The organism is Pseudomonas retamae, from assembly GCF_043496865.1.
GTDB classification, from domain to species: domain Bacteria; phylum Pseudomonadota; class Gammaproteobacteria; order Pseudomonadales; family Pseudomonadaceae; genus Aquipseudomonas; species Aquipseudomonas retamae.
The window spans coordinates 22,391-43,484 of record NZ_JBIEIL010000013.1; the positions used below are offsets into that span (position 1 = coordinate 22,391).

23 protein-coding genes, 4 tRNA genes and 1 pseudogene are annotated in these 21,094 nt (G+C 59.9%); 12 read left to right on the forward strand and 16 right to left on the reverse strand.

What is annotated here, in order from left to right:
* Positions 1 to 104: 104 nt before the first annotated feature.
* The 4 genes from ACGSLL_RS22690 to ACGSLL_RS22705 all read right to left on the reverse strand — a co-directional run bounded on the left by ACGSLL_RS22690 (position 105) and on the right by ACGSLL_RS22705 (position 583).
* A tRNA-His gene (locus ACGSLL_RS22690) sits at positions 105 to 180 on the reverse strand.
* Positions 181 to 256: 76 nt separating this feature from the next.
* Positions 257 to 341 (reverse strand) — tRNA-Leu (locus ACGSLL_RS22695).
* A 57-nt stretch (positions 342 to 398) separates the two neighbouring features.
* A tRNA-His gene (locus ACGSLL_RS22700) sits at positions 399 to 474 on the reverse strand.
* 32 nt (positions 475 to 506) lie between these two features.
* A tRNA-Arg gene (locus tag ACGSLL_RS22705) sits at positions 507 to 583 on the reverse strand.
* 275 nt (positions 584 to 858) lie between these two features.
* Here ACGSLL_RS22705 and folD point away from each other — a divergent pair.
* The gene (folD, locus tag ACGSLL_RS22710; RefSeq protein WP_394508006.1) at positions 859 to 1,713 is read left to right on the forward strand and encodes a bifunctional methylenetetrahydrofolate dehydrogenase/methenyltetrahydrofolate cyclohydrolase FolD; all 855 of its coding nucleotides are present in this window, start codon (positions 859 to 861) and stop codon (positions 1,711 to 1,713) included.
* A gap of 229 nt (positions 1,714 to 1,942) precedes the next feature.
* Positions 1,943 to 2,881, forward strand: a complete 939-nt coding sequence (gene pbpG, locus ACGSLL_RS22715) for a D-alanyl-D-alanine endopeptidase (RefSeq protein WP_208940567.1) — start codon at positions 1,943 to 1,945, stop codon at positions 2,879 to 2,881.
* A 55-nt stretch (positions 2,882 to 2,936) separates the two neighbouring features.
* Here pbpG and ACGSLL_RS22720 read toward each other — a convergent pair whose 3' ends face one another.
* The 3 genes from ACGSLL_RS22720 to ACGSLL_RS22730 all read right to left on the reverse strand — a co-directional run bounded on the left by ACGSLL_RS22720 (position 2,937) and on the right by ACGSLL_RS22730 (position 4,120).
* Positions 2,937 to 3,143 (reverse strand): hypothetical protein, encoded by a 207-nt coding sequence (locus tag ACGSLL_RS22720; RefSeq protein WP_394508007.1) that lies wholly within the window; start codon positions 3,141 to 3,143, stop codon positions 2,937 to 2,939.
* Between the two features lie 11 nt (positions 3,144 to 3,154).
* Complete coding sequence (locus ACGSLL_RS22725; RefSeq protein ID WP_208940565.1) at positions 3,155 to 3,358, reverse strand: DUF6021 family protein; 204 nt, start codon at positions 3,356 to 3,358, stop codon at positions 3,155 to 3,157.
* 90 nt (positions 3,359 to 3,448) lie between these two features.
* Positions 3,449 to 4,120, reverse strand: coding sequence for a cysteine peptidase family C39 domain-containing protein (locus ACGSLL_RS22730; protein WP_394508008.1), 672 nt, complete (start codon positions 4,118 to 4,120; stop codon positions 3,449 to 3,451).
* A 233-nt stretch (positions 4,121 to 4,353) separates the two neighbouring features.
* Here ACGSLL_RS22730 and ACGSLL_RS22735 point away from each other — a divergent pair, with 233 nt between their 5' ends.
* Positions 4,354 to 4,524: a hypothetical protein gene (locus tag ACGSLL_RS22735; protein ID WP_394508009.1), complete on the forward strand. Its 171-nt coding sequence runs from the start codon at positions 4,354 to 4,356 to the stop codon at positions 4,522 to 4,524.
* A gap of 240 nt (positions 4,525 to 4,764) precedes the next feature.
* Here ACGSLL_RS22735 and ACGSLL_RS22740 read toward each other — a convergent pair whose 3' ends face one another.
* Together ACGSLL_RS22740 and ACGSLL_RS22745 are read right to left on the reverse strand one after the other, a co-directional pair.
* Entirely contained in the window at positions 4,765 to 5,514 is a 750-nt protein-coding gene (locus tag ACGSLL_RS22740) for a TerC family protein (RefSeq protein ID WP_203418679.1), read from the reverse strand.
* A gap of 30 nt (positions 5,515 to 5,544) precedes the next feature.
* Entirely contained in the window at positions 5,545 to 5,787 is a 243-nt protein-coding gene (locus ACGSLL_RS22745) for a hypothetical protein (protein WP_394508127.1), read from the reverse strand.
* A 133-nt stretch (positions 5,788 to 5,920) separates the two neighbouring features.
* Here ACGSLL_RS22745 and nhaR point away from each other — a divergent pair, with 133 nt between their 5' ends.
* Positions 5,921 to 6,820 carry a transcriptional activator NhaR gene (gene nhaR, locus ACGSLL_RS22750; protein WP_394508010.1) on the forward strand — a complete coding sequence of 300 codons (900 nt, stop codon included), beginning with the start codon at positions 5,921 to 5,923 and terminating at the stop codon, positions 6,818 to 6,820.
* Here the strand turns inward: nhaR and ACGSLL_RS22755 are convergent.
* Positions 6,815 to 7,972 (reverse strand): MFS transporter, encoded by a 1,158-nt coding sequence (locus ACGSLL_RS22755; RefSeq protein WP_394508011.1) that lies wholly within the window; start codon positions 7,970 to 7,972, stop codon positions 6,815 to 6,817. The genes nhaR and ACGSLL_RS22755 overlap by 6 nt on opposite strands.
* 309 nt (positions 7,973 to 8,281) lie before the next feature.
* Here ACGSLL_RS22755 and sstT point away from each other — a divergent pair, with 309 nt between their 5' ends.
* Positions 8,282 to 9,514, forward strand: coding sequence for a serine/threonine transporter SstT (gene sstT / locus ACGSLL_RS22760; RefSeq protein WP_394508012.1), 1,233 nt, complete (start codon positions 8,282 to 8,284; stop codon positions 9,512 to 9,514).
* A 184-nt stretch (positions 9,515 to 9,698) separates the two neighbouring features.
* Here the strand turns inward: sstT and ACGSLL_RS22765 are convergent, their stop codons facing one another.
* Positions 9,699 to 10,208: a DUF1993 domain-containing protein gene (locus ACGSLL_RS22765; RefSeq protein WP_208940558.1), complete on the reverse strand. Its 510-nt coding sequence runs from the start codon at positions 10,206 to 10,208 to the stop codon at positions 9,699 to 9,701.
* Between the two features lie 125 nt (positions 10,209 to 10,333).
* On the opposite strand from ACGSLL_RS22765, the gene ACGSLL_RS22770 reads away from it, so the two are divergent.
* On the forward strand, positions 10,334 to 10,978 hold the full coding sequence (locus ACGSLL_RS22770) for a YceH family protein (protein ID WP_394508013.1): 645 nt from the start codon (positions 10,334 to 10,336) through the stop codon (positions 10,976 to 10,978).
* A gap of 135 nt (positions 10,979 to 11,113) precedes the next feature.
* Here ACGSLL_RS22770 and ACGSLL_RS22775 read toward each other — a convergent pair.
* Both ACGSLL_RS22775 and ACGSLL_RS22780 read right to left on the reverse strand, forming a co-directional pair.
* Positions 11,114 to 11,629: pseudogene (locus ACGSLL_RS22775) on the reverse strand (cupin domain-containing protein); the annotation flags it as partial.
* Positions 11,630 to 11,827: 198 nt separating this feature from the next.
* On the reverse strand, positions 11,828 to 12,646 hold the full coding sequence (locus ACGSLL_RS22780; protein WP_394508014.1) for a shikimate 5-dehydrogenase: 819 nt from the start codon (positions 12,644 to 12,646) through the stop codon (positions 11,828 to 11,830).
* 255 nt (positions 12,647 to 12,901) lie between these two features.
* Between ACGSLL_RS22780 and ACGSLL_RS22785 the strand changes: the two genes are divergently transcribed.
* From ACGSLL_RS22785 to ACGSLL_RS22795, 3 genes are all read left to right on the forward strand, one after another.
* The gene (locus tag ACGSLL_RS22785) at positions 12,902 to 13,258 is read left to right on the forward strand and encodes a hypothetical protein (RefSeq protein WP_394508015.1); all 357 of its coding nucleotides are present in this window, start codon (positions 12,902 to 12,904) and stop codon (positions 13,256 to 13,258) included.
* 496 nt (positions 13,259 to 13,754) lie between these two features.
* Positions 13,755 to 13,949, forward strand: a complete 195-nt coding sequence (locus tag ACGSLL_RS22790) for a hypothetical protein (protein ID WP_016984641.1) — start codon at positions 13,755 to 13,757, stop codon at positions 13,947 to 13,949.
* Positions 13,950 to 14,051: 102 nt separating this feature from the next.
* Positions 14,052 to 14,234: a hypothetical protein gene (locus tag ACGSLL_RS22795; protein WP_394508016.1), complete on the forward strand. Its 183-nt coding sequence runs from the start codon at positions 14,052 to 14,054 to the stop codon at positions 14,232 to 14,234.
* Here the strand turns inward: ACGSLL_RS22795 and ACGSLL_RS22800 are convergent.
* Complete coding sequence (locus tag ACGSLL_RS22800; protein ID WP_208940555.1) at positions 14,231 to 15,292, reverse strand: AI-2E family transporter; 1,062 nt, start codon at positions 15,290 to 15,292, stop codon at positions 14,231 to 14,233. The genes ACGSLL_RS22795 and ACGSLL_RS22800 overlap by 4 nt on opposite strands.
* A gap of 152 nt (positions 15,293 to 15,444) precedes the next feature.
* Between ACGSLL_RS22800 and trhP the strand changes: the two genes are divergently transcribed.
* Positions 15,445 to 16,776, forward strand: a complete 1,332-nt coding sequence (trhP, locus tag ACGSLL_RS22805) for a prephenate-dependent tRNA uridine(34) hydroxylase TrhP (RefSeq protein WP_394508017.1) — start codon at positions 15,445 to 15,447, stop codon at positions 16,774 to 16,776.
* Between the two features lie 88 nt (positions 16,777 to 16,864).
* On the opposite strand, the gene ACGSLL_RS22810 is transcribed toward trhP, so the two are convergent.
* The gene (locus tag ACGSLL_RS22810; RefSeq protein WP_394508018.1) at positions 16,865 to 17,095 is read right to left on the reverse strand and encodes a hypothetical protein; all 231 of its coding nucleotides are present in this window, start codon (positions 17,093 to 17,095) and stop codon (positions 16,865 to 16,867) included.
* 93 nt (positions 17,096 to 17,188) lie between these two features.
* Positions 17,189 to 17,902, reverse strand: coding sequence for a FadR/GntR family transcriptional regulator (locus tag ACGSLL_RS22815; RefSeq protein ID WP_394508019.1), 714 nt, complete (start codon positions 17,900 to 17,902; stop codon positions 17,189 to 17,191).
* Positions 17,903 to 18,258: 356 nt separating this feature from the next.
* Between ACGSLL_RS22815 and ACGSLL_RS22820 the strand changes: the two genes are divergently transcribed.
* Positions 18,259 to 19,605, forward strand: a complete 1,347-nt coding sequence (locus ACGSLL_RS22820; RefSeq protein WP_394508020.1) for an MFS transporter — start codon at positions 18,259 to 18,261, stop codon at positions 19,603 to 19,605.
* A gap of 24 nt (positions 19,606 to 19,629) precedes the next feature.
* Positions 19,630 to 20,973: a glucarate dehydratase gene (gudD, locus tag ACGSLL_RS22825; RefSeq protein WP_394508021.1), complete on the forward strand. Its 1,344-nt coding sequence runs from the start codon at positions 19,630 to 19,632 to the stop codon at positions 20,971 to 20,973.
* Positions 20,974 to 21,094: the final 121 nt, after the last annotated feature.

Consider the following 21,094-nt stretch of genomic DNA (forward strand, 5'->3'; position numbering starts at 1 on the left):
GACGAAGCGCCCCGCCCTCGCGCCTCGAAACCGGCCATGCCGGATTTCGAAAGCGCTAAAACAAAAAAGGCGCCAGACTGTTAAATCTGGCGCCTTTCGAAATATGGGGTGGACGATGGGGATCGAACCCACGACAACGGGAGTCACAATCCCGTGCTCTACCAACTGAGCTACGCCCACCATATTGCGTAACAAAAAAGCCAAACAACTTCTTTGTTGAACCTCACCCGCCCGAAGACTCGAATGAAGCTTTGATTGGTGCGGATGAAGAGACTCGAACTCTTACGCCTCGCGGCGCTGGAACCTAAATCCAGTGTGTCTACCAATTCCACCACATCCGCGGATGAAGCTTTTAAAGCAAAGGCGCCAGACTGTTACATCTGGCGCCTTTCGAAATATGGGGTGGACGATGGGGATCGAACCCACGACAACGGGAGTCACAATCCCGTGCTCTACCAACTGAGCTACGCCCACCATATCGCGCTACTTGTGCCAATGCTGCCTAATGGCGCACCCGGCAGGACTCGAACCTGCGACCATCCGCTTAGAAGGCGGATGCTCTATCCAGCTGAGCTACGGGCGCCTTATTAATCTGTACTCTTAAAGGACTACAAACTAAGTGCTTTCCAGCGTCGCAGAACCTTGATTCCGCTTCACCTTCTTAACCAGTGCTAGGCTGTGCCCGACAAGTGCGACGAATAGTATAGAGGGCTCTGAAGGTCGTCAAATCCTTTTTGAAAAAAATTCATTTAATTAAAGGAGTTAGAGGAATTTGCTGACCAAGCGCCTTTGCCCTCACCGCTCGACATGCGAGAATGCGTTCTCATTTTTTCCCCTCTCGATGGTTAATCACGCGCAATGACTGCACAACTAATCGACGGCAAATCGATCGCCGCCAGCCTGCGCCAGCAGATCGCCCAACGAGTTGCCGAGCGTCGCCAGCAAGGCCTGCGCACTCCCGGCCTCGCGGTGATCCTGGTCGGCAGCGATCCTGCCTCTCAGGTTTATGTCTCGCACAAGCGTAAAGACTGTGAAGAGGTTGGCTTCCTCTCTCAAGCCTACGACCTGCCCGCCGAAACCACGCAAGACGCGCTGACCGATCTGATCGATCGCCTCAACGACGACCCGGCAATCGACGGCATCCTGTTGCAACTGCCACTGCCTGAGCATCTCGACGCGTCGAAACTGCTGGAGCGCATCCGCCCTGACAAGGACGTCGACGGTTTCCACCCGTATAACGTCGGTCGCCTGGCCCAGCGCATCCCGCTGCTGCGCCCGTGCACGCCCAAGGGCATCATGACCCTGCTGGAAAGCACCGGGGCTGATCTGTACGGGATGGACGCGGTGGTCGTTGGAGCCTCCAACATCGTTGGCCGGCCAATGGCGATGGAACTGTTGCTGGCCGGCTGCACCGTCACCGTCACTCACCGTTTCACCAAGGACTTGGCAGGCCACGTCGGCCGCGCCGATCTGGTGGTCGTGGCCGCCGGCAAGCCGGGCCTGGTCAAGGGCGAGTGGATCAAGCAAGGCGCGATCGTGATCGACGTCGGCATCAACCGTCAGGACGACGGCAAACTGGTCGGTGACGTTGTCTACGAAACCGCCCTGCCCCGCGCTGGCTGGATCACTCCGGTGCCAGGCGGCGTCGGCCCGATGACCCGTGCCTGCCTGTTGGAAAACACGCTATACGCGGCAGAAACCCTGCACGCCTGAGTGGCATTGCCAGCATCAAAAAAAACCCGCCGCGTGCGGGTTTTTTATTCGCTGAGAAAAAACTCTAACCGTTCGCCGGAAACCCCTCTTTTTACAGGCCTTTTCACGAGATTTTCAGGTCGTTCAAACAACCATCGACAGATCTTCAGCCATACTCCTAGAATGCGACCCTTTGAAGAAATAACCCGTTACAAACTAACGGAATATCCAACCTTATGAGTTCGCCCGCGTGAAAATTCGTCTTTCGATCCTGAGCCTGTTTTTTGCATTCACAGGCACATTCATCACGCCAACGATCAACGCTGCGGAAACCACCGCTGCCCCACGCGATGCCTCGACCCTGAAGATCGCCTCTGGCAGTGCCCTGCTCATGGATATGCAGACCAACAAAGTCATCTACTCCAGCAACCCGGACGTAATCGTGCCGATCGCCTCCGTGAGCAAATTGATGACCGGACTGGTGGTGGTTGAAGCGCGGCAGAACATGGACGAATGGATCAATGTCGACATCAGCAACACTCCGGAAATGAAGGGGGTGTTCTCCCGAGTCAAACTCAAGAGCGAACTGCCGCGACGCGAGATGCTGCTGATTGCCTTGATGTCCTCGGAAAACCGCGCGGCCGCCAGCCTCGCCCACCATTATCCGGGTGGCTACGCTGCGTTCATCGCTGCAATGAACGCCAAGGCCAAGATGCTGGGCATGACCAGCACACACTTCGTTGAGCCAACGGGCCTGTCCGAGCGCAACGTTTCCACCGCACGCGACCTGAGCAAGTTGCTGGTTGCTGCACACAAATATCCGCTGCTGAGCGAATTGACCACCACCAAGGAAAAAACCGTCGCCTTCCGCAAACCCAATTACACCTTGGGCTTTCGCAACACTGATCACCTGGTCAACAAGGCTGACTGGGACATCATGATCACCAAGACCGGCTTCACCAATCCTGCCGGCCATTGCCTGGTATTGGTGACGAAGATGGCCAATCGTCCGGTGGCACTGGTGATCCTCGACGCGTTCGGCAAGTACACGCATTTTGCCGACGCCAGCCGCATTCGCAGCTGGGTGGAGACCGGTCGCAGCGCGGCAGTACCGGCGGTGGCCCAGCAGTACAAGGCGCAGAAAAACCTCAAGTCGCGCCAGAGCGGCGTGGTCGAAGCCTCTAAATAAGCTTTTCGCACAGGAAAAAGCCCCGAATCTTCGGGGCTTTTTTTCGTCTGCCTGATCAATCGTTGGGCAGCGGCATCTTGTCGTCATCAGGGATGCCATCGCCCGCACTCGGCTCGCGGGACGGCTCGGGGGTCAGCACATTCGGCCGCGCCAACGGGTCACGCATCGGGCTGTCCGGATCGAGCACCGGGTCGACGTCTGACTCTGGCGTGGTCGGCACGCTGTCCGGTTTCTGGTCATCGAAGCTTGAATCGGTACTCATACGCACCTCGCTCAGGGTTTCAGATCGCCCAACGGGTCGTAGGCTTTGCCGGGCTTGCGCTGCTCATCGTCGGGTTTTTCATCCAGCGGAGCCTTGGCGGGGCCGACCGGGTCCACCTGGGGATCATCGAGATCGGGCGAATCCGGATCGAACCCCAGGTCATCGCCTGAAGAATGTTCGGAAGAATGTGGGCCTTTCGGGGATGAATCTGCCATGTGCGCCTCCTGGTGCGCCCGCAAAATCACGGGCTCTACGCATAGGAGGCGAGCCGGGCGCAGTCGTGCCCGGCAAGTGACGAACGGAGCTTAGTGCGCCGCGAGCGCCTTGCGCGCCTGTGCCGCTTCGTTTTCCTGACCAGCCTGGGCCAGCGCATCGGCCGCTTTCAGCCAGCGCTGTTGATCAACGGCCGCGGGGATCTGTGAAGGTTTCTGGATCAGAATGGCCCAGCCGCCGGACTTGTCCAGCGCCGACTCGAAGGCACTGAAACTCATCAGTTGCCGACGGTTCATCCCCGCGCGCAACAGCACGTTCTGCTTGTTGCGATCGTAGCCGGAAAGAATCGCATAGCGCGGCTCGGCCCAGAACGCCGAACCCTCGCTAAAGCGCACCATCACCGGATAACCGGCGGCCACCTGGGTCAACAGCGCTGGAAGATGACTGTCCAGCGGGTAGACCACCATGCCGTATTCGCGGGCGAGGTTTTCCATATTGCGCTGCAACTTGTCTTCAGCGCCCGGCAAGTGCAACGGTTTTTCCAGCAGGCCCGGGGTAATCACGATGCCTTGCTGCGACAACAGGCTGGCCAGCACCTGCGGCCCGCTCTGATGGGCTTCGCCACGGTAGAACGTGCCGCTCAACTCGACCCGCTCCGGCAGACGCTTGACCTCTGGCGCCACAGTGCCTGCGCAACCGTTCAAAACTGCCGCTGCAACGGCAATGAGCAGCGCCGCTCGCACTCGGGAAAATAGCTGGACCATCATCATTCTCTGTTCAGACGCCGGTCATCGTGTCCCGGCAACGCCTGCGATCATAGGGCCGTGATTGCTTGCGGTATAGCTTTTAGCGGCAGACCAGTCGATTGCATAGAGCGAACTGATTGGTCACCAACGACCTTTGGTCAATAGCCTGAAACACCCCATTGGCTAGACTGTCAGTGAAACAGAGCGAATTGAAAAGTGTGCGCCCGCTGCAGGGCGAAGAGGAGGCACTGATGAGCCTGACCATGACCATCGTGATGTTGATTGCCGGCTGGCTGGCTGTGGCGACTGCCATGTTGTGGGGGGTGTTGCGGATTTCGCGGCGGCATCATCACCATCCGGTTCAGCATGCGCCTGTCGAGAAGAACGAGGAGCACCGTGGGCGGCATGTGACGGCGCATTAAGATCAAGAGCCCCTCACCCTAGCCCTCTCCCGGAGGGAGAGGGAACTGACCGGGGTGTTTATTCGAAGCATGCCAACCTGCACTATTGAGCCGAACTCAGAATTTGAACTCCCCCAAATCGGCTCCCTCTCCCTCGGGAGAGGGCTGGGGTGAGGGGCGGCTTCACATCACGCCACCAATATCAAAGCAAAAAAAACCGCCTGAGCCCAAAAGCCCAAGCGGTCTTCACGTTGCCAGCCATTACGCCTGCTGAGCAACCTTCTTCTGTTTAGCCCGACGCGACATCATGTTCAACACTTCGATACCCGCCGAGAATGCCATCGCCGCATACACATAACCTTTCGGTACGTGGGCGCCGAAGCCTTCGGCAATCAAGGTCATACCGATCATGATCAGGAAGCCCAGGGCCAGCATCACCACGGTCGGGTTGTCGTTGATGAACTTGGCCAGCGGATCAGCTGCCAGCAGCATCACCAGAACCGACACCACCACCGCGATGATCATGATCGGCAAGTGCTCGGTCATGCCGACAGCGGTAATGATGCTGTCGATCGAGAACACCATGTCGAGCATCAGGATCTGACCGATCGCTGCAGCGAAGCCCAGGGTCACGGTCGAGGTCGCGGTTTTCGGATCTTCCGGCGCTGGGTCCATGCTGTGATGGATCTCGGTGGTGGCTTTCCACACCAGGAACAGGCCACCGGCGATCAGGATCATGTCCTTCCAGGAGAACGCCTGGCCCAGGATTTCGATCACAGGCTCGGTCAGCTGCACGATGAAGGCGATGGTGCTCAACAGCGCAAGACGCAGAATCAACGCCATGCCGATACCGATGCGGCGCGCCTTCTGCCGATGTTGCTCAGGCAGCTTGTTGGTCAGGATCGAAATAAAGATCAGGTTATCGATGCCGAGCACGATTTCCATTACCACCAGTGTGGCCAAAGCAACCCAGGCGGTGGGGCTGGCGGCGAGTTCTAACAGATATTCCATGGGTCAGTCCTGACTCTGTGTAAGACGGGGTTAGATAGTCTTGGAAGAAGATTCGGATTCTTCCGTTTGTTTTTCCGGTGCTTCTTTCTTCTGGATCAAGCCACCGGTGGCATCGCTGAGCGCTTGCTCGGCGGCCTTGTGGGTGTCGTCGATCGCTTGCTTGGCGGTTTCAGCCGCCGCGCCCATCAATTGCTGAGCGCTTTTTTCGGCTTGGTCGCAACCGGCCAGAAACAGTAAAGACGCAAACATCAGCGCAGGAAATGTGTATTTCATAGTGATTCCTCGAATAAACCAGCGCGGCACGCAAAGCAGCCGTCGATGGCTGGGCATTCTAGGGAGGCGAACACTTCAGGAAAATTCGTATTTTTAGCGGCTATACTTCGGTTTTCACGAACTGAAGACCGCCATGCTCAATTACCGTCAACTGCATTACTTCTGGGTTGTCGCCAAGACTGGCAGCATTGTGCGCGCCTGCGAGCAACTGAACCTGACCCCGCAAACCATCAGCGGGCAGATTTCCCTGCTCGAACAGACTTACGGCATCGAATTGTTCCGTCGTGTCGGCCGGCAACTGGAACTCACCGAAGCCGGGCGCCAGGCCCTACCCTACGCCGAACAGATGTTCCAGCTCGGCGGCGAACTCGAGTTGATGCTGCGCGCGCAGCCCAACGAACAGCAGATCCTGTTTCGCGTCGGGGTTGCCGACGTGGTGCCGAAATCCATCGTTTATCGTTTGATCGCGCCGACCATGGAATTGAGCGAACCGCTGCGCATCACTTGCCGCGAAGACAAACTCGAACGCTTGCTCGCGGATCTGGCGATCCAGCGTCTCGATCTGGTGATTTCCGACAGCCCGATGCCTTCGCACCTCGACATCAAGGGCTACAGCCAGAAACTCGGCGAATGCGGCATCAGTTTTTTCGCCACCGCTGAACTGGCGGCGACTTACGGTCGGGATTTTCCGCGCAGCCTGCACGGCGCCCCGCTGCTGATTCCCGGCGCGGAAACCGTGGTGCGCAGCCGTTTGCAGCGCTGGTTTGCCGAACAGCAGATCCAGCCGCAGATCGTCGGCGAGTTCGATGACAGTGCGTTGATGCAGGCGTTCGGCCAATCCGGCAGCGGGATTTTCATTGGCCCGAGCGTGATTGCCGATGAAGTGAAGCGCCAGTACGGCGTCGTGGTGATCGGCCAGACCGACGCGGTAACCGAGTCGTTCTATGCCATTTCAGTGGAGCGCAAGGTCAAGCACCCGGGCATCGTGGCGATTACCGAGGGTGCCCGACGCGAGCTGTTTACCACTTTATGAAGCGCAGGCTTCGCGCGGCTTCAAGGTCATCAGCACCATGGCGAGGAACACCGACAGCAGGATAAACCCGGCAGCGGCAAAGCCGAGGAAACCGAGGCCGGCGCTGTCGATGACCCGACCGCCGATCATCGCGCCCAGACCGATGCCTAGATTGGCCCCGGCGATGTTCAGCGACGCGGCGAAGGCCGGCGCTTCCGGTGCAGCTTTCATCAGGCGCACATGGCTGACCAGGAACAGCGCCGCCTGGGTCACGCCCCAGATCGCCATCGCCACCGCCAGGCCCAACGGTGAATGAATGTTCGGCACCAGCGAGACCATGCCAGCGATCATGAACGCGCAGAACAGCACCGAGGCGCCGAGCGGATGCCGGTCCACCGCACGGCCGCCCAACGAGTTGCCGATCAGCCCGACCGCACCGAAGCCCATCAGGCACCAGCCGACCACGGTGCCGTTGAACCCGGCCAGCCGTTCAAGGATGTCAGCCAGATAGGTGTAAGCGGTGAACATGCCGCTGAACACCAGGATCGACAACAGCACATGGCCGAGCATCAGCGGGCTGCGCAGGATCTTGAACTGCGAACGGAAGCTGACCTGATGCTGATGCAGGCTGGTTTTCGGCAGGTAGACGAACAGCAGCAGCGCCTTGGCAAACGCGACCACCGCAAGAATCGCGAAAGCCGTGCGCCAGCCGAAGGCGTCAGAAATCAGCGTGCCGACCGGGATGCCGAACACCGTAGCGCAAACGATGCCGAAACCGATCTTGGCGATAGCGCGCCCGGCGAAATCCGGGCCGACGATATCCACCGCGGTCTCGCTGGCCAACGCCCAGAACACCGGCAACCCCAACGCCGGGATCAACCGGGCAATGGCCATGATCCAGATATTCGGCGCCAACGCCGCGACGGTATTGGCCAGACCGAACATGATCAGGATGCTGATGAACAATTTGCGCCGTTCGAAACGGGCGAAATACGCAGTCAGGAAGGGGCCGAACATCGCCACGGTAAACGCGAACAGCGTCACCAGTAATCCGGCTTGGGGAATGGTGACTTCAAGATCGCGGGCAATCGCCGGCAACAGGCCGACGATAACGAATTCCGTGGTCAGCACCGTGAAACCGGCAGCGGACAACAGAAGAATAGGCAACAGCATGCGCAACTCCAGCAAAACGACGACACCAGCGATGGCCTTGAGGCCCGCTGGCGAAATTTGAAAATGAGGATGGCGCAGCTTAACAGAGAGTGCCCCGGCGTGACTTGCACAAACCTGTCTGATTGGCCGATCAAACGGGCGGCAGATCGTCACATGCCTGAAGGACAAGGGCTACGCTGTGATAAAGTCCGCGCCCTGCAAAACGTACAGCTCGTTCAGCGGCCGGTTTTTGGCGCTGATGTCGATTCGACACTCGGTTCGTGCCTGCCCACGCAACCTCGCACCCTATAAAAAACAGAGATGCCGTTCATGACCGCCTCATCCCCTTCTTTCCTGCAACGCTTGAAAAAACTCAGCCTGGTGACCCAGATCGTGATCGGCCTGATCGCCGGTATCGCCCTGGCGCTGCTTGCCCCGGAAGTTGCCAAGTCCACCGCGTTCATCGGCAAGGTGTTTGTCTCGGCGTTGAAAGCCGTGGCGCCGATTCTGGTGTTCGTCCTGGTGATGGCCTCGATCGCCAACCACAAGCATGGTCAGGAAACCCACATCCGGCCGATCCTGTTCCTGTACCTGCTGGGCACGTTCAGCGCAGCGGTGGTGGCCGTGGTTGCCAGCATGGCGTTCCCGTCCCATCTGGTGCTGTCGACCGACAACGTTGCGGTCAGCGCACCGGGCGGGATCGGTGAAGTCCTGCAGAGTCTGCTGCTGAGCGTGGTCGATAACCCGGTCAACGCGCTGATGAATGCCAACTTCATCGGTATTCTGGCGTGGGCGATCGGCATGGGCATCGCGATCCGCCACGCCGGCGATACCACTCGCGAAGTGCTGGGCGACTTGTCCAACGGTGTCACCGTCATCGTGCGCGTAGTGATTCGCTTCGCACCGCTGGGTATTTTCGGTCTGGTCGCGTCGACGCTGGCCACGTCCGGTTTCGGCGCGCTGCTCGGTTACGCGCACCTGCTCGCGGTGTTGCTCGGCTGCATGCTGTTCGTGGCGCTGGTGATGAACCCGCTGATCGTGTTCTGGAAGCTGCGCCGCAACCCTTATCCGCTGACACTCAAGTGCCTGCGTGAAAGCGGCATCACCGCGTTTTTCACCCGCAGTTCGGCGGCGAACATTCCGGTCAACCTCGAACTGAGCAAGCGTCTGGGCCTGCATGAAGACACCTACTCGGTGTCGATCCCACTGGGCGCGACCATCAACATGGCCGGCGCGGCGATCACCATCACCGTACTGGCCCTGGCCGCGGTGCACACACTGGGGATTGCCGTGGACATTCCGACGGCGATCCTGCTCAGCGTCGTGGCGGCCATTTGTGCCTGCGGCGCTTCGGGTGTGGCCGGTGGCTCGCTGCTGTTGATTCCGCTGGCGTGCAGCCTGTTCGGCATCCCGAGCGAGATTGCCATGCAGGTGGTGGCGGTCGGTTTCATCATTGGCGTGCTGCAGGATTCGGCGGAGACTGCGCTGAATTCGTCGACTGACGTGCTGTTTACCGCAGCGGCTTGCCTGGGTGAAGAAGCGAAGGCGCAACGTACCGCCTGATATTCACGGTACCCCGATCGTTCCCACGCTCCGCGTGGGAATGCCCCCACGGACGCTCCGCGTTCGGCTCGAAAAAGGGACGCGGAGCGTCCCGGGCTGCATTCCCACGCGGAGCGGTGGGAACGATCAAATGAAAAGCCCGCCTCGGTGTGAACCTTGGCGGGCTTTTTTGTAGCTGGCTGTTTTAGAACGCGCCCATGTAATCGCGCTTGCCCACTTCCACACCGTTATGACGCAGCAGCGCATAGGTGGTGGTGACGTGGAAGAAGAACTGCGGCAGACCGTACGTCAGCAGATACGACTGACCACTGAAGCGCTTCTCTTTTGGCGTGCCGGGACGGGTGACGATCTCGATACCTTCCTTGCCATCGATCTGCTCTGGCTTGATCTCGCCGATAAAGGCCAGAACCTTGGCGATCAGGGCTTGCAGCTCGGCGAAGGTGGTTTCGCTGTCGTCGTACTTCGGCAGTTCGACTTCAGCCAGACGCGCCGACACGCCTTTGGCGAAGTCGACAGCGATCTGCACCTGACGGGTCAGCGGGAACATGTCCGGGTACAGACGCGCTTGCAGAAAGGCGTTCGGGTCGATGTTTTTCTCGCTGGCGTGGGCTTCAGCCTTTTTCAGCACATCGCTCAGGGCGTTGAGCATTTGTTGAAAAACCGGGACGGATGCGGCGTACAGGGAAATGGTCATGGCAGTCTCGTGTGATGGCTGGGTGGAACAAGGTGGCGATTATAGCCATGCTTGATGACCACACGGCTTGCCTTTTGTTGGGCAAGGATTAGGCTAGGCGCCTTCGACTGCAGAGGGAACGCGCGATGACCACCGAACCAGAATCCAGCTCCGAACAGCCACGGCTCAACGCCACGGAAATCCGCATCCTCGGCTCGCTGATCGAGAAACAGGCGACCAGCCCGGAAAGCTATCCGCTGACCCTCAATGCGCTGGTGCTGGCCTGCAACCAGAAAACCAGCCGCGAACCGGTGATGAACCTGACTCCGGGCCAGGTCGGCCAGAGCCTGCGCGCCCTTGAAGGTCGCGGCTTTGCCAGGCTGGTGATGGGCAGTCGCGCCGATCGCTGGGAGCACAAGGTCGACAAGGCGCTGGAGCTGGTGCCGGCGCAGGTGATCTTGAGCGGGCTGATGTTTCTGCGTGGCCCGCAGACCGTCAACGAGCTGCTGACCCGCAGCGGCCGCATGCATGAATTCGAAGACGCCGAACAGGTGGTACATCAGCTCGAGCGCTTGATTGCGCGCGGCCTGGCGGTGCTGATCCCGCGTCAGGCCGGGCAACGCGAAGACCGTTACACCCATGCGCTGGGCGATCCGGCGGATATCGAGGCGATCATCGCCGCGCGGCAGAATCCGGCGGAGCGCGCGGTGAGTGGCGTTTCGGTGGAGCGCATCGAAGAACTCGAAGCGCGGATCGCCGCACTGGAAGAGCGCCTGGCGCGCCTCGAGTAAGCCATACAAATCGAATGTGGGAGCGAGCCAGCTCGCGAAGGCGATATGTCATCCGACATATCGGTGTCTGACACTACGCCTTCGCGAGCAGGCTCGCGCCCACAGGTGGTGCGGGGGATCGAGATGTCGGGGCGATTCCCCGGCCCAGTAATCCACCCCATCGGCCTGCCGCGCCACGGCGACAAAACCGGACGGGGTGCCCTCGCTATCAACGCTGAAGTTATCCATCACCGCGTATTTGTTCGAATCCGGGTATTCGCAGATCTCGGGTTGCTGCTGCGTGCTGATCGCCAGGTAACGCAACTCGGCCGAGCTGGTATTGATGATCTGATGCGCCTGCTCCGGGCCGCCTGGCGGGCAAGCGATCACGTCGCCTGAGCGGATCGGAAAACGCTCGGCGCCCAGACGCACCTCGCCCTCCCCGGCCACCACGAAGAACATTTCCTCATTGACCCGATGGCTGTGAAACGGACTGCCGCGCATGCCCGGCGGCAAGGCGTACAGGCGGTAGCCGAGTTTTTGCGCGCCCAACTGCTGGCCGATGCGGGCGAAGCGCTGCTGATAGCGCCCGGCAGTTTCGCCTTGCGGGGCAAGGGCTTCGGGCAGGGGTTCGAGTTCGACCTCGTCGAGGTTGAGGATGGGCGGATGCATGGGCGGCCTCGGTTACTTTTATTGTTGGTCAGGCGGGTCGGGGCTTGCTGAAGGGATTATAGAGAGTGATTGATGACCGCAGCGTGGCCTTCGCCAGCAGGCTCACTCCCACATTCAATCGCATTCCCTGCTGATGACTACGATCAACCTGTGGGAGCGAGCCTGCTCGCGAATAGGCCCGCCCAGTTGCTACAAAAATCAGCTACGCGCAAACGCCACCGCCGCCGCAAACTGCGCTTCATTCGGGCGCACGCCGGTGTACAGCACAAACTGCTCCAGCGCCTGAATCGCGATCACTTCCAGTCCGGTGATGACCCGTTTGCCCTCGGCCCGAGCGCGCACGATCAACGGCGTTTCCGAGGGAATCGCTACCACATCGAAAACCGTCTGCGCCGCCTTGATGACTTCCGGCTCAAACGCCAGTTGCCCCGCTTCCGGCCCGCCGTCCATCCCGACCGGCGTCACGTTGATCAACATCTGCGGGCGCTCCTCGCCCAACTCTGCCTGCCAGCGATAGCCCAGCGAGTCCGCCAGCGCACGCCCGGCGCGCTCGTTGCGGGCGACGATCAAGCCGTTCCTGTAGCCGCCGTCGCGCAAGGCACTGGCCACCGCTTTGGCCATGCCACCGCTGCCACGCAGGGCGAAAGTCGAGTCCTTGGGCACCGCGTGGCTCTGCAGCAACTGGGCGACGGCGATGTAATCGGTGTTGTAGGCCTTGAGATGGCCGTTGGTGTTGACGATGGTGTTGATCGACTGGATCGCTGCTGCCGAGGCGTCCAGTTCGTCGACCAGCGCAATGCAGGCTTCCTTGAAGGGCATCGATACGCCGCAACCACGAATGCCCAGTGCACGAATCCCGCTCACGGCGCCGGTCAGGTCTCGGCTGCTGAACGCCTTGTAGTAGAAGTTCAGGCCCAGCTGTTCATACAAATGGTTATGGAAACGCAGACCGAAATTGCCTGGCCGCCCCGACAGGGACATGCACAGCTGGGTGTCTTTGTTCGGGTTCATCTGCATGAAACTTCTCCTTCAAACGCACTTTCGGATAGACGGGATTAGCCAGCCCCGCGGGCTCTGAACGATCATGGGGCGTGTTTTAGAGGGCTTTCGCGGCGATCGTTCAGCCGGGTAAAGAAACCGCTACAGACCTTACACAAAATTTACCCAGCGGCTGTGCTGATTTTGCGAATTCCAGTGTCTCAGATGTATCCCCGCGACAATTGTGGGCCTGGTGCAGGCCCTGCCGCCGGGTCGAAGAACCGAGGATTTATCATGATTCGTAAACTTCCCATTATGGCTTTGCTGATCGGCGCGCTCGCGGTCACGGGTCAGGCAGAAGCGGGTGGTGGCCACGGCTGGCAAGGCCCTGCAGTGTTTGGCGCGATCGTCGGCTCGGCCATCATCGGCTCGGCACTGATCAATCAGGATCGGCCGGTGTATGTGCAGCAACCGGTGTACGTTCAGCCGCAGCCGGTTTATGTGCAGCAGCCGCCGCCACCGGTTTATTACCAGCCGGCGCCGGTTTACGTGCAGCAACCGGTATATGTGCAGCCCGCTCCCGTTTATTACGGCCCGCCTCGCGGGTATTACGGCCGGCCGCATGAGTATTACGGCGGTCCGCGCTGGTAACCGATACACGGAGCCCCGCTTTTTCAAGCGGGGCTTTTTTTGGGGCGTCGTCAAGAGCGCGAGGCCGGCTTTGGATTGGCGGTGGATTCGCCCCTCACCCCAGCCCTCTCCCGAGGGAGAGGGGGGCCGATCTGCGCGGGCTTTGAAGTTTGTGTATGACTCGCGATTTCACGTCGGCCATCTTGCATACGACCCGGTATTTCGCCTCGGCGCCTCTCTCACATCCCACTCGGTCAGTCCCCTCTCCCTCTGGGAGAGGGCTAGGGTGAGGGGCTTTTGATCTTGAGCGGCGCACTGAGCATATTCGACCATTCGTCGCCCAACGTCTGAAAAAATCTCGCCAAGGTCGCTGCGAGAACAGTTTATGCAGCTAAAGTCGGCATGATTGACTCGACCGTCATGGGCATTTCCATGAAACGGTCATGGTTTTGTCATGACGGAGCCGCAATCTGAATCCGTCCGTAAACAACAGGTTGATAACAACAAGGACGACGGTATGCCAACACAAAACCCGCACCGCATTGTCGGCTTGTGCACCTCAAGCAAGGTGTACAGCGCGCTGACCGAGCTCAAGCACCTGGAAGGTCACCGCTGCGCCAAGTTTCTTTCGCTGCTGGCGGAGAACCTGGTGCACAAAGGCTTGCTCAACGAGCGCGAAGTCATGCACATGCTCGATCAAGTGGTCGATTGAGCCAGCCCTCAACGGCATCAATGACCACTATCGAAAGCGTTGATTGTCCGTAGCAGCGGTGAATCTCTAAGGTAGCTCCATTGTTGAATGGAGATACAGGTCATGGCTCAGGTTCAAATCATGTCGGTGATCGGCAGCGCGGTTCCCGCTTCGCTCAGGGCGTCGGGGTTGCTCGCCTGCTGGTATCTGATGCGCGACGGCGAGGCGATCAGTGGCCCGCTCACCTCGTTACCCGCCGCACAGGCCTTGTCGCAAAAGATCGTCAGCGCGTCGTTTAACGCCTAAGGCAGTTGCACCTTGGGTTTGGTTTCGACGAACAGCGCCCAGCTCGACAGGAACAACGCGGCGATCAACGGGCCGATGACGAAGCCATTCAGGCCGAACACCGCGAGGCCGCCCAGGGTCGAGATCAGAATCATGTAATCCGGCATTTTCGTGTCCTTGCCCACCAGAATCGGGCGCAGGACGTTGTCGACCAGGCCGATCACGAAAACCCCGAACAAGCCTAGCACCACGCCTTGCCAGATCATGCCGCTGAGCAGGAAATACACCGCCACTGGCGCCCAGACGATTCCCGCGCCGACCGCTGGCAGCAACGACAGAAACGCCATCAGCACCGCCCAGAGCAACGCGCTGGGAATGTCGAGAAACCAGAAAATCGCCCCGCCCAGCGCACCTTGCGTCACCGCCACCAGCACGTTGCCTTTGACGGTCGCACGCACCACCCGGTTGAATTTCAGTTGCAGGCGACGCTTGTGGTTTTCTTCCAGCGGCACGGCGGTGCGCATCTTGCGCGCCAGTTCGGGGCCGTCACGCAGGAAGAAAAACAGCAGGTACAGCATGATGAAAAAACTCACCACGAATTCAAAGGTGCCTTGGCCGAAACTGAACGCCTGAGTCGCCAGCACCTGGCTGCCCTGCATGGCCGCCTTGACGATTTTCTCGCGCAGGCTGTCGAGTTCGCCCATGCCGAAACGGTCGAGCAGATGCTGAAAATACGGCGGCAGGCTGTGTTTGAACTGGGCCAGATAGGCGGCAATGTCCAGCTCACCGCTTTCAATATTCTTGTAAACCGTCGCCCCCTCCTGCACCAGCAAAACGCTGACGATGATCACCGGCAGAATCGCGATGACCAGGCACAGGCTCAACGTACACAGTGACGTCAGGTTACGCGGCCAGCCGAATTTGATTTGCAGCCTGCGCTGCACCGGCGCAAACAGAATGCCGAGAATAACTGCCCAGAACACCGCGCCGTAGAACGGCAGCAGGATCCAGATGAAGGCCACCGTGACCAGCACCAGCAGCACTGTCAGGGATTTGAATTGAAGACTCTTTTCGTTCATGTCCGGTCCATGTCTGTCAGGCGTCATGCACGCCCCGAACCTTAGTCACCCGCGGCGTGCGCGAGTGCCCTGTTTATTCGTTGAGCATAGATCCAGATCAATAAACTCTCGCTGCGCCTCGCTTACCCTGCCGCGCTTTTGCGACCGCCATCATGCACTCGACCCTCAGCGCCCCCGAACTGCTCGCCCCCGCCGGCACCTTGAAAAACATGCGTTACGCCTTCGCCTACGGCGCCGATGCGGTGTATGCCGGCCAGCCGCGTTACAGCCTGCGGGTGCGCAACAACGAATTCGATCATGCCAATCTGGCGCTGGGCATCCGCGAGGCGCAGGCGCAAGGCAAGCGCTTCTATGTGGTGGTCAACATCGCCCCGCACAACGCCAAGCTGAAGACCTTTCTCAAGGATCTGGCGCCGGTGATCGAGATGGCGCCGGATGCGCTGATCATGTCCGATCCGGGGCTGATCATGCTGGTGCGCCGGCATTTTGCGCAGATGCCGATTCATTTGTCGGTGCAGGCCAACACGGTGAACTGGGCGAGCGTCGAGTTCTGGCAGCAGCAAGGCGTCAGCCGGATCATTCTGTCGCGGGAATTGTCGCTGGAAGAAATCGGCGAAATCCGCGAACAGGTGCCCGGCATGGAGCTGGAAGTTTTCGTCCACGGCGCGCTGTGCATGGCCTACTCCGGGCGCTGCCTGCTCTCCGGCTACCTGAACAAACGCGACGCCAATCAGGGCAGCTGCACCAATGCCTGTCGCTGGAAATACTCGGCCCAGCGGGCCACGGAAAATCAGCTCGGCGAGATCGTGCAGACCTTCCAGCCCGAGCCGACCCTGGGTCTCGGCGCGCCCACCGATCAGGTGTTCCTGTTGCAGGAAGTCAATCGCCCGGACGAATTGATGCCGGCCTTCGAAGACGAGCACGGCACCTACATCATGAACGCCAAGGACCTGCGCGCCGTGCAGCACGTCGAGCGCCTGACACGTATGGGCGTGCATTCATTGAAGATCGAAGGCCGGACCAAATCGCATTTCTATTGCGCGCGCACCACTCAGGTGTATCGCCGCGCCATCGACGATGCAGTCGCCGGCCGCCCCTTTGATCGCAGCCTGATGAGCGACCTCGAATCACTGGCCCAGCGCGGCTACACCGAAGGCTTTCTGCGCCGGCATGTGCATGATGAATATCAGAACTATCAGCACGGCAGCTCCGTGTCAGAGCGTCAGCAGTTCGTCGGTGAATTGACCGGTGAACGGCGTGAACGGCTGGCCGAGGTCAAGGTGAAGAACCGCTTTGTCTTGGGCGATCATCTGGAATTGATGACGCCCAAGGGCAACTTTCATTTTGACCTGCATGAACTGCTGAACCTCAAGGGCGAGGCCATTGACGTGGCGCCGGGAGATGGCCACACGGTCTATCTGCCGATACCGGATGCGGTGGATCTGCGTTTCGGCTTGTTGATGCGCGATATCCACACGACCTGATATCCCCAAGCAAACCCGATCCCCTGTGGGAGCGAGCCTGCTCGCGAAGAGGCCAGCCAATCCACCATCAAATCTCAAGGCTCAAGACTCAGCGCCGATCATCCGACAACGGCGTCGGCTCATCCGCCGGCGGCACATCTTCCTCAGCGGCAGGGTCTTTCCAGTCTTCCGGCCGGTCGCCGTCGCTCAGCGGATCGCGCCCCGGGTCCATGCCCGGCGGCGCATCGTGATCGCTCAGGGTCGGCTCGTCGGTGCCGGGAACGCGGTGGGTCTGGTCGGTGGGCGCAATGCCGCCCGGAAACAGCGAATCATCAGCCATGGTGCACCTCACAAAAACAGCGCCGGAACATCCGGGCGTATTGTTTGGAGGCGTTCAACATGGGCGGCGTGCTACGCAGCAGACCAGCGGCATTCAACCTTGCGCAGAGAAACGATCACGGCTGTTGGTCAGGTGCAGCCACATCGCCGCCCGCGCCGCTTCCGGGTCGTGGCGCTTGATCGCATTCAGAATCGCCTCATGTTCCAGATTGGCCAGTTGCCCGAGCTTGCTCAGATCCGCCGCGCCCCGTTCGGCAGCATTGAGGCGAGTACGCGGAATCATCGCGCTGCCCAGGTGCTGCATGATCTCGCTGAAGCAGACATTGCCGGTGGCCTCGGCGATCAACAGGTGAAATCGCCGATCCGCCTCGACGCAACTGTCGTTGTTGTCCAGCAGCCGCTGATAGTCATCCAGCGCCTGGCGCATCTGCAGCAGTTGCTGCTCGCTGCGCCGTTGTGCCGCCAGTGCGGCCGCCTGGGTTTCCAGCCCGAGGCGCAGTTCGAGCATGCTGCGCACGCCCAGCGCCGTGTCGACATTCAGGCGCAAACCCTGCTCCGGCGCGCGTTCGATGACGAATGTGCCGATGCCATGGCGGGTTTCCACCAGACCCGACGCCTGCAATTTGGAAATCGCCTCACGCACCACCGTGCGGCTGACGCCGTGCTCCTGAACGATGGAATTCTCCGACGGCAGCTTGTCACCCGGCGTCATCTGGCCGAGCAGAATGCTCTGGGTGAGCTTTTCCACCAGGTCATGGGCCAGGTTGTGCGCACGTTTGCGGGCGGGGGCGTCGAAGTCTTCTTGCATGGTCGAATCCGGTGATCGGGGCTTGCCGATCGTAGCACCGCGCGTGGCGTTGGCGAGACTGATTTTGGCCCTCTAATGCAACCAGCTTGTATGACAACATTAGAATCCATCCGATATTCTCATTAAACCTTTAGTCACCCAGCCGCACTGTGAAAAGGCAAGCAGCGATGCACACACCACAAAAAAGCCAATGAATACGCTGCTTTCCAAGTAAAAAAGCATAAAAACCACCTTCTCAAGACGAAATTAATCACCTCGCCCCACTTGTAGGACAAAAATTTCCAGTTGTATGATGTCTATCAACAACGCAGCACCCAGACCTACCCGCATAAAAATAATCAGTGGGAGAAAACCAAGTGAAAACCTCCGTCTCGGGGATGCACGAGGATGTCGAGCCGACGCTCGCCTCGGCCATCTCGAAAGTCAAACACCACGTCCTGCCGCTCTTCGTGATCATGTTCATCGTCAATTACATTGACCGGGTGAACATCGGTTTCGTCCGCACCCATATGGAACACGACCTCGGTATTGGCGCAGCCGCCTACGGCTTCGGCGCCGGGCTGTTCTTCATCGGTTACGCATTATTCGAAGTCCCTTCCAACATGCTCTTGCAGAAAGTCGGCGCGCGTATCTGGCTGACCCGCATCATGTTCACCTGGGGTCTGGTCGCCGCCGGCATGGCGTTCATCCAGAACGAAACCCACTTCTACATTCTGCGATTCCTGCTCGGTGTGGCTGAAGCCGGTTTCTTCCCGGGCGTGATCTATTACTTCACCCGCTGGCTGCCCGGTGCCGAGCGCGGCAAGGCGATTGCGATTTTCCTCAGTGGTTCGGCCGTGGCGTCGTTGATCTCCGGGCCGCTGTCCGGCCTGCTTCTGCAAATCAACGGTCTGGGCATGCATGGCTGGCAGTGGATGTATTTCATCGAAGGGATGTTCTCGGTGTGCCTGTGCGTGTTCGTCTGGTTCTGGCTCGACGCCAAACCCCACGATGCGAAATGGCTGACCCGCGCCGAACAGGACGCTCTGGTCACGGCCATCGACGACGAGCAAAAGGCCCGCGAAGCGGCGACACCGATTCGGCCGTCGCTGGGCAAATTGCTCAAGGACCGGCAGATCATTCTGTTCTGCCTGATCTACTTCTTCATTCAGTTGACCATCTACGCCGCAACGTTCTGGCTGCCGAGCATCATCAAGAAAATGGGTGAGCTGAGCGACGTGCAGGTTGGCCTGTTCAACTCGATTCCATGGCTGCTGTCGATTGTCGGCATGTATGCGTTCGCCTCGCTCTCGGCGAAGTGGAAACACCAGCAGGCGTGGGTTGCCACGGCGCTGTTGATCGCTGCGGCGGGGATGTTCATGTCCACCACCGGCGGGCCGATTTTCGCTTTCGTGGCGATCTGCTTCGCGGCGCTGGGGTTCAAGTCAGCGTCGTCGCTGTTCTGGCCGATTCCGCAGGCTTATCTGGATGCCCGCATCGCCGCAGCGGTGATCGCGCTGATCAACTCGGTAGGCAACCTCGGCGGCTTCGTTGCGCCAACAACCTTCGGCTTGCTCGAAGAACACACCGGTTCGATTCAGGGCGGCCTCTATGGTCTGGCCGCGACCTCGATCATCGCCGCGATCATCGTCTTCGCCGCGCGCACCACACCAAAACCTGCCGCTGAAAACGCCGTGGCCGATGCCGCGCCGAAACACGCCTGAATTCGTCTGCAAAGGAAAACAACAATGAGCGTACACGACACCGCCAAAGCCCCGATCATCACCGACATGCAGGTCATTCCGGTAGCTGGTCACGACGGCATGCTGCTGAACCTGAGCGGCGCCCACGGGCCGTTTTTCACCCGCAACATCGTCATCCTCAAGGACAACGCCGGCCACACCGGCGTCGGTGAAGTGCCTGGTGGCGAGCGCATTCGCCAGACCCTGGAAGACGCGCGCAATCTGGTGGTCGGCAGCCCGATCGGCACCTATCAGAAAATCCTCAACCAGGTGCGCCAGACCTTCGCCGACCGCGACGCCGGCGGCCGTGGCCTGCAGACTTTCGATCTGCGCATCACCATCCACGCCGTCACCGGCCTCGAAGCCGCCCTGCTCGATCTGCTCGGTCAGCACCTCGACGTGCCGGTGGCGGCGCTGCTCGGCGAAGGTCAGCAGCGTGACGAAGTGAAGATGCTCGGTTATCTGTTCTACGTCGGCGATCAACGCGAAACCGACCTCGCCTACCGCAGCGAACCGGAGGCCGACAACGACTGGTTCCGCGTCCGCCACGAGAAAGCCATGACCGCTGAAGCCGTGGTGCGTCTCGCCGAAGCGGCGCATGCCAGGTACGGTTTCAAGGACTTCAAACTCAAGGGCGGCGTGCTCAGCGGCGACGCCGAAATCGAAGCGGTCACCGCCCTCGCCGAGCGTTTCCCGGAGGCGCGCATCACCCTTGATCCGAACGGCGCCTGGTCACTGAAAGAGGCGATCCGCCTGTGCCGCGATCAGCATCATGTTCTGGCCTATGCCGAAGACCCGTGCGGTGCGGAAAACGGTTATTCCGGCCGTGAAGTGATGGCTGAATTCCGCCGCGCCACCGGGCTGAAAACCGCGACCAACATGATCGCCACCGACTGGCGCGAAATGGGCCACGCGATTCAGTTGCAGTCCGTGGACATTCCGCTGGCCGACCCGCATTTCTGGACCATGCAGGGTTCGGTGCGCGTTGCACAGATGTGCCACGAATGGGGCCTGACCTGGGGCTCGCATTCCAACAACCACTTCGACATCTCGTTGGCGATGTTCACCCACGTCGCCGCTGCCGCGCCGGGCGACATCACCGCCATCGACACCCACTGGATCTGGCAGGACGGTCAGCGCCTGACCAAAGCACCGCTGCAAATCGTCGACGGCTGCGTGCAAGTGCCGCAAAAACCGGGGCTGGGTATCGAGCTGGACATGGATCAGGTGGGCAAGGCCCACGAACTCTACAAAGGCATGGGTCTCGGTGCGCGGGATGACAGCGTGGCGATGCAGTTCCTGATTCCGGGCTGGAAGTTCGATAACAAGCGGCCGTGCCTGGTGCGTTGAGCCCTGTTAGCACGGTAATTCCCTGTGGGAGCGAGCCTGCTCGCGAATGCGGTATACCAGCCAACATTATTGTCGACTGGCACGCCGCTTTCGCGAGCAGGCTCGCTCCCACAAGGGTTTT